The sequence below is a fragment of the Mesorhizobium sp. M7A.F.Ca.US.006.04.2.1 genome (assembly GCF_004022915.1).
Lineage (GTDB): Bacteria > Pseudomonadota > Alphaproteobacteria > Rhizobiales > Rhizobiaceae > Mesorhizobium > Mesorhizobium ciceri.
The window spans coordinates 1-6,300 of sequence record NZ_RZQA01000327.1; the positions used below are offsets into that span (position 1 = coordinate 1).

At 65.9% G+C, this 6,300-nt stretch carries 7 protein-coding genes; all 7 read right to left on the bottom strand.

Annotated features, from left to right (window positions below):
- Window positions 1-913, bottom strand: a 913-nt coding sequence (locus EN925_RS18185) for a branched-chain amino acid ABC transporter permease (RefSeq protein ID WP_164894266.1), incomplete at its 3' end; no start/stop codon positions are given.
- A 10-nt stretch (window positions 914-923) separates the two neighbouring features.
- Entirely contained in the window at window positions 924-1,787 is an 864-nt protein-coding gene (locus EN925_RS18190) for a branched-chain amino acid ABC transporter permease (protein ID WP_127367995.1), read from the bottom strand.
- 67 nt (window positions 1,788-1,854) lie between these two features.
- A complete protein-coding gene (locus tag EN925_RS18195) occupies window positions 1,855-2,556 on the bottom strand; it encodes an ABC transporter ATP-binding protein (protein ID WP_063171519.1) in 702 nt (233 codons plus the stop codon).
- The gene (locus EN925_RS18200) at window positions 2,556-3,272 is read right to left on the bottom strand and encodes an ABC transporter ATP-binding protein (protein WP_127367994.1); all 717 of its coding nucleotides are present in this window, start codon (window positions 3,270-3,272) and stop codon (window positions 2,556-2,558) included. The genes EN925_RS18195 and EN925_RS18200 overlap by 1 nt, the downstream gene beginning before the upstream one ends.
- A gap of 59 nt (window positions 3,273-3,331) precedes the next feature.
- On the bottom strand, window positions 3,332-4,606 hold the full coding sequence (locus EN925_RS18205; RefSeq protein WP_127367993.1) for an ABC transporter substrate-binding protein: 1,275 nt from the start codon (window positions 4,604-4,606) through the stop codon (window positions 3,332-3,334).
- Between the two features lie 27 nt (window positions 4,607-4,633).
- Entirely contained in the window at window positions 4,634-5,698 is a 1,065-nt protein-coding gene (locus tag EN925_RS18210) for a maleylacetate reductase (protein WP_127367992.1), read from the bottom strand.
- Window positions 5,695-6,291, bottom strand: a complete 597-nt coding sequence (locus EN925_RS18215; RefSeq protein ID WP_245487237.1) for a dienelactone hydrolase family protein — start codon at window positions 6,289-6,291, stop codon at window positions 5,695-5,697. Before EN925_RS18215 ends, EN925_RS18210 begins: the two co-directional genes overlap by 4 nt.
- Window positions 6,292-6,300: the final 9 nt, after the last annotated feature.

The following is a 6,300-nucleotide window of genomic DNA, read 5'->3' on the forward strand; positions in this document are numbered from 1 at the left end:
TCATCAAGTACCAACTGCCGTAGTCGGCCAGCGCCGAGCGCAGCGCAAAGAAGACCAGCACACCGAGGATCGGCCCCTCGATGGTGCCGATGCCGCCGATGACGACAATAAAGATGACGTTGGCGGTCCAGTCGGTGACGGCAAAGGCCGCGCTCGGCGAGATGCGGGCCGTCTGCAGGAAAATCAGCGCGCCGGTCAGCCCGGTGGCAGCCGCGGCGATCAGAAAGACCGCCCATCTGAGCCGGGCGGTATCGACGCCCACCGATTGCGCCGCGTCGACATTGTCGCGCACGGCCGCCAGCGCCAGCCCGAGGCGGCTGCGCAGCAGCCAGTAGATGCCGCCCGTCACGGCCACGACCAGCGCCAAAGCCAGCCAGTAGGCCATGACATCGCGTGCCGCGGCCTCGCGGACGCCGAACAGCGCCCGGACCGCATCGGTGCCCAGGATGCTGCTCGTCGCCTCGCGCGGCAGCGACGTGCCGGTGCCGCCGCCAAGTGCCTTCCACTGCGCAACCAGCAGGCGCGTCACTTCGGCGATCACCCAGGTGCCGATGGCGAAATACGCGCCCTGCAAGCGGAACGCGAAAAAGGCCGTCGGAACCGCCAGCACCAGTGCCGCAAGGGCGCCCAGCGGGATCGCCAGGACCGGATTCCAGCCGAGCAGGATCACGCCGGCGAACATCGCGTAGGCGCCGATGCCGACGAAAGCCTGCTGGCCCACCGAGACCAGGCCGCCATAGCCCGCCAGCAGGTTCCAGATCTGCGCCAGCGTCAGCATGGTGAGGATGAAGAACAGATCCTGTATGACACCACGCGAGGCCACGGCAGGCAGCGCGAGCGCGGCGACGAGGAAGAGCGGCACAATGATCGCGGTCACGGTTCCGGCGCGGGTGCGGGTTGTCAGTCGATACATGCCGCCCCCCTCAATCCACTGCGCGCGGAAAAAGTCCGCGCGGCCTGAGCAGCATCACGGCCAGGAAGGCGATGTGGCCGGCCAGTATCTGCCATTCCGGATTGAGCGCGGCGCCAAACGTCTGCGCCACGCCGATGATGATCCCGCCGGCAAGCGTTCCCCACAGGCTGCCGAGGCCGCCGATGATCACCGCCTCGAAGGCATAGATCAGCCGCGCCGGTCCGATCGAAGGATCGAAGTTCGCGCGCATGCCGAGATAGAGCGCCGCCAGCGTCACCACGACCATGGCGATCCCGGTGGCGATCGCGAAAATCCGCTTCGGCTCTATCCCCATCAGCCCCGCCGTCACGGCGTCGTCCGAGGTGGCGCGGAAGGCACGGCCGAGGGCGGTGTGGTAAAAGAGCGCGTTGAGCGCAATGATCGTCACGATCGCCGAGGCAAAGGTCATCAACGGCATGATCCCAACCGTGACCAGCCCTAGATCGAGCGATGCCCCTTCCAACGCGCCCACCGGAATGCGGCGGCTGTCGGCGGAGAAGGCCTCGAGCAGGCCGTTCTGCAAGGCGACCGACAGGCCGAACGTGACCAGAAGCGGCGGCAGGATGTCCTTGCCCAGCATGCGGTTCAGGACGGCGGCCTGCAGCAGCCAGCCGAGCCCGAACATCACCGGCATGGCAATCAGGGCAGCGATCCAGGGCGACAAGCCGAGCAGCGTGACGCCCATCAAAACCAGATAGGCGGCAAGAATGATGAGGTCGCCATGGGCTAGGTTCACCAGCCGCATGATGCCGAAGACGAGGCTCAACCCTGCTGCAAACAGGGCATAGAGCCCGCCCAGCAGAATCCCCTGCACGAGGGTGTCCAGCCAGATCATCGCCGCGCCACCTCGATCAGGCCACAAGGGTGCTGTGCGAGCAGACGACCGAGCCTTGGTTCCCGCGTCATGCCGCCACTCCGAAATAGGCAGAGTGGATATCTTCGCGCGTGACCTCGGCCGCCCTGGCGGCCAGCGTGACGCGACCCTCCATCATGCAGTAGACGCGGTCGGCCACTGCCAGCGCCTTGCCGATATCCTGCTCCACCAGCACGATCGCGGCGCCGCCTTGGCGGATCCTGGGAAGTGCTGCGTAGATATCGCGGATGACGACGGGCGCGAGGCCAAGGCTGATCTCGTCGCAAAGCAGCAATTCGGGGTTCGACATCAGCGCCCGGCCGATCGCCACCATCTGCTGCTGGCCACCCGAGAGCGCGGTACCGGGGCTCTTGCGCCGCTCGCCCAGGATCGGGAAAAGGTCATAGACCGCGTCGAGGCTCCACGGCCCCTGCACCTTACGCGCCTGCCCGCCGACCAGCAGGTTTTCCTCGACGGTCAGCGAAGGGAACAGCCGGCGCCCCTCCGGCACCATGGCGATGCCGCGCTTCATGATCTCGGCCGAAGACAGCGCGCCGATCGGCTCGCCCCTGTGCAGCACCATGCCGGGCGCGTTGCCGATCACTCCGGTGATCGAGCGCATCAGCGTGGATTTGCCGGCGCCGTTGGCGCCGATGATCGCCACGCATTCGCCCGCGGCCACGGTGATATCCACACCGAACAGTGCCCGGAACTGGCCGTAATTCGCGGTGAGGCCGCGCGTTTCCAGCATCAGACCTCGAGCCCCAGATAGATTTCGCGAACCGCCTTCGAGGCCATGATCTCATCAGGCGCGCCGATCCCGATCACGCGCCCGAAATCCAGCACGAGGAGCCGCTCGACCACCGAATTCAGGGCATGCAGCACATGCTCGATCCAGATGATGGTGGTTCCCCTCGCGTGGATGGCTCTGATCGTCGCGACCAGGGCCTTGCATTCGCGCTCCGTCAGCCCGCCCGCGATCTCGTCCAGAAGCAGAAGCGCGGGGCCTGTCGCCAGGGCGCGGGCGAGTTCCAGGCGCTTGCGGTCGAGAAGGCTCAACGAGCCGGCCACGAAATTGGCTTTCCTGAGGAGCTCCGTCGCCTCGAGGATACCAGCGCAATCCTCGACCATCTCGGCCTCGCGTCCGCCGCGGCCGAAGGCGGCGGCGGTCAAGAGATTCTCGAACACGGTCAGCCCCTCGAAAGGCTGCGGAATCTGGAAGCTGCGGCCGACGCCCATGCGCACCCGCTCCATGGCCGGAGCGCGGGTCACGTCGCGGCCGAGGAATTCGATGCGGCCCTCATTTGCAAACAAGTTTCCGGTGATCAGGTTGAAGAGCGTCGATTTTCCCGCGCCGTTCGGGCCTATAATGCCCAGCGCTTCGCCGCGCGGCACGCTGACGGTCACGGAATCCGCAACCTTCAGGGCGCCGAAGGACTTCGAAACGTTTTCCAGCCTGAGTATCATCACAGTCATCCTTGGGTCGCGCCGAACGAGGGCGGCGGTATCAGCCGCCCCCGGCAGCGTCAGGCCAGGGCTTCCATCTTGCCAGCGGTGGGAATCTCGGTAGCGCCGGCGTTCTCGACGATCACCAGATCGAACCCGCCACCGGCCTTCTTCCGCCACTGGCCGCCAACGAGCGGCGTCTTGCAGACGTTCTTCGCGGCGAAAGGCGGCAGTCCCGCACCGCTCCATGCCACTTTCCCCACCACCGTCGTCATGTCGGTGGCGGCTATGGCCGCCGCGATCGCCTCGGCATTGGTCGGATCCGAAACGCGCCCCATGACATTGGCCGCCACCTCGAACAGCGAATGGACAAAACCGATCGGCTGCGTCCAGGGACGCCCGGTCTTGGCGGTGAAATCCGCCGCGATTTCCGCCGAGCTCTCGCCCGTCACGGACGATTTGAACGGATGCGAGGCCGACCACCAGACCTCGGATGAGAGGTTGTGGCCAGCATCGCCCAGCGTCTCGACCGATTGCGGAAAGAGGATCGCTTTGGCCACCGTTATCGCCTTGGGCTTGAAGCCCTGCTGGCGGGCCTGGTTCCAGAAGGTGGTGAAGTCCGGCGGAATGACCACACCGGTGACGATCTCGGCATTGGCTGCCTTGAAGGCGTTGACCTGCGCAGTGAAATCGTCCGACAGGTTCTGATAGCGGCCGGGATCGGCAAGGCTGAAACCGGCGGCATCGAGGCCCGGCTTCAAGCCGTTCTTCGGATCACCCCAGGCATTGCCGTCGGCATCGTTCGGGAACAGCCCGCCCACCTTGCCGTTGGTGGAAAGCTGCTTCCACATACCGGTGTAGACGGCGATGATGTCTTCGAGACCCCAGAAATAATGATAGGCAAAGTTGAAAGGCTTCCACGAGGACGGATCGGCCGGACTGCCCTGCTGGCCGATGAACCAGGGCTGCCACGGCGCCATCGTCGAGATCACCGGCACGCCCTCCGCCTCGCAGGTGGTGGCCACCGGATTGGTGTTCTCGGGCGTCGAGCCGACGAGCATCAGGTTGATCTCGTCATCGACGATCAGGCTCTTGGCCACCTCGGCCGCGCGATTGGGGTTCGACTGGCTGTCCTTGACGATGACCTCGAAGTTCTTGCCCGCGTCGGAAGCGAGGAAGGCCTTGATGTTGTAGTCATCGCTTTCCGCGAAGCCGGCGAGCGGCCCCGTCTGCGGCGAAACATAGCCCAGGCGGATCTTGGCGCCTTGCGCGATGGCCGGCGTCGCCAGACGCGAACCGGCGAGCGCCAGGCCTGTCGCCGCCGAGGCTTTCAGTAGGCTGCGTCTTGTGATCATGTTTGGTTCCTCCCTTTCGTTTTGTTCTCAGTCCCCCGGACGGCGTCCCTCCCACGCCGCCTGAAGGAGTTCCCTTATCGATCCCGGATCAATCGGCCTTGGATTCGCATAGGCATTCTTCACCGCGATTGCCGCCGCGCGGTCGAGATCGGCCTCCTCGATGCCGATCGCCTTCAGGCTCAGCGGAGAGCCGACCGACTGTGCGAAATCCCAGAGCCCACCGCCCGCCGAACCACCACCGAATGCCTCAGCGATCGGGCGCAGCAGATCGGGCACCGCCGCTTCGTTGAAGGCGGTCGTGTAGGGCAGCAGGATGGCGTGGGTTTCGGCGTGCGGCGTGTCGAACGAGCCGCCGAAGACATGCGCCAGCTTGTGGTGCAGTGCCATCGAGACATAGCCTAACGCGGTCGAGCAGCACCACGCCGCATAGAGCGCCTGCGTCCGCGCCGCGCGATCCTGCGGATTGCCGATCAATCTTGGAATGCCTTCCCGGAAGGCAACCATGGCATCCTTGCACATCAGCACGATGACCGGATTGCGGTCGGGGGCATACAAGGCTTCCATCGCATGAGCGATCGCGTTCATCGCCGAGGTTACGGTGAGATTTACCGGCAGGCTCAGTGTCAGATCGACGTCGTAGATCACCGTCTCTGGGCGAATGTCCGGCGAGCGGCGGGTGGTCTTCTCGCCGGCTGCCGTCTCGCCGAGTATGTCGGTCATTTCCGAGCCGGCATATGTGGTGGGAACGACCACCTGGTCGGCGCCCGTGCGCACGGCAATGGCCTTGCCGAGCCCGGTGGTCGAGCCGCCGCCGAGGCTTACGACCACCGAAGCGCCGCTGCGGCGGAAGGTATCGATGGCCTTTTCCGTGACCTCGACAGGGGTATGCATGACCGCGCCGGCAAAAATCCCGGCGGCGAGGCCACCAAGGCTTGCGGCCAGCCTTTCCGCATCGCCCTTCTGATGCGGCGTCGAAAGCACCATCACCTTTTCATGGCCGAGCCGCCGGACTTCGTCCTCGACGCGAGCCATGGTGCCGGCACCGAAGACCACCCGTGTCGTCAGGCCCGGAAAGGTGAAGCTGTCCATCATCGCGCCGCCTCCATGCGCGGGCCACGCCCGGCCGCGAGGTCGTCGAGGATAGTGCCCAGCATGGCAATCTCGGCGTCCGAGACCTCATGGCCGCGGCCCGGGAACAGATCGGCCCGCAGGCTCGCGCCAATCCGGCCCAGCGATTGCGCGGCATCGGCAAACGCCGAGACCGGTATCCAGGGATCGGCATCACCACCGGAAAGATAGATCGGCATTCCGGCCGGCGCCGCCTCGGATCTTTCGTCCGCCGGAACGCCGACACGGCAGCCCGTGAAGGCCGCCAAAGCGTCCGGCGGCGGCAGCCCCGCACAGAGATATTCGATCGAGAGACACGCCCCTTGCGAGAAGCCCGCGAGAAGCAGCGGCAGTCCGGGCAGTTCGGCACGCGCCGCAACCATTGCGGCCGCAAGGTGGTCGAGCGCGTCAGAGAGCTGTGCGCGGGCGACCGGCGTCAACGGGTCGACGGCACGCGCCTCCCACCACATGCCGTGCGGCGCGCGCGGCAGGATGAAGGCCACGGCCGACGCGGAAAGCCGCGACAGCACATGGGACTGCATCTCTTCGGGCGATTGGCCGCGCGCGCCGCACGGCATGTGGTGGGA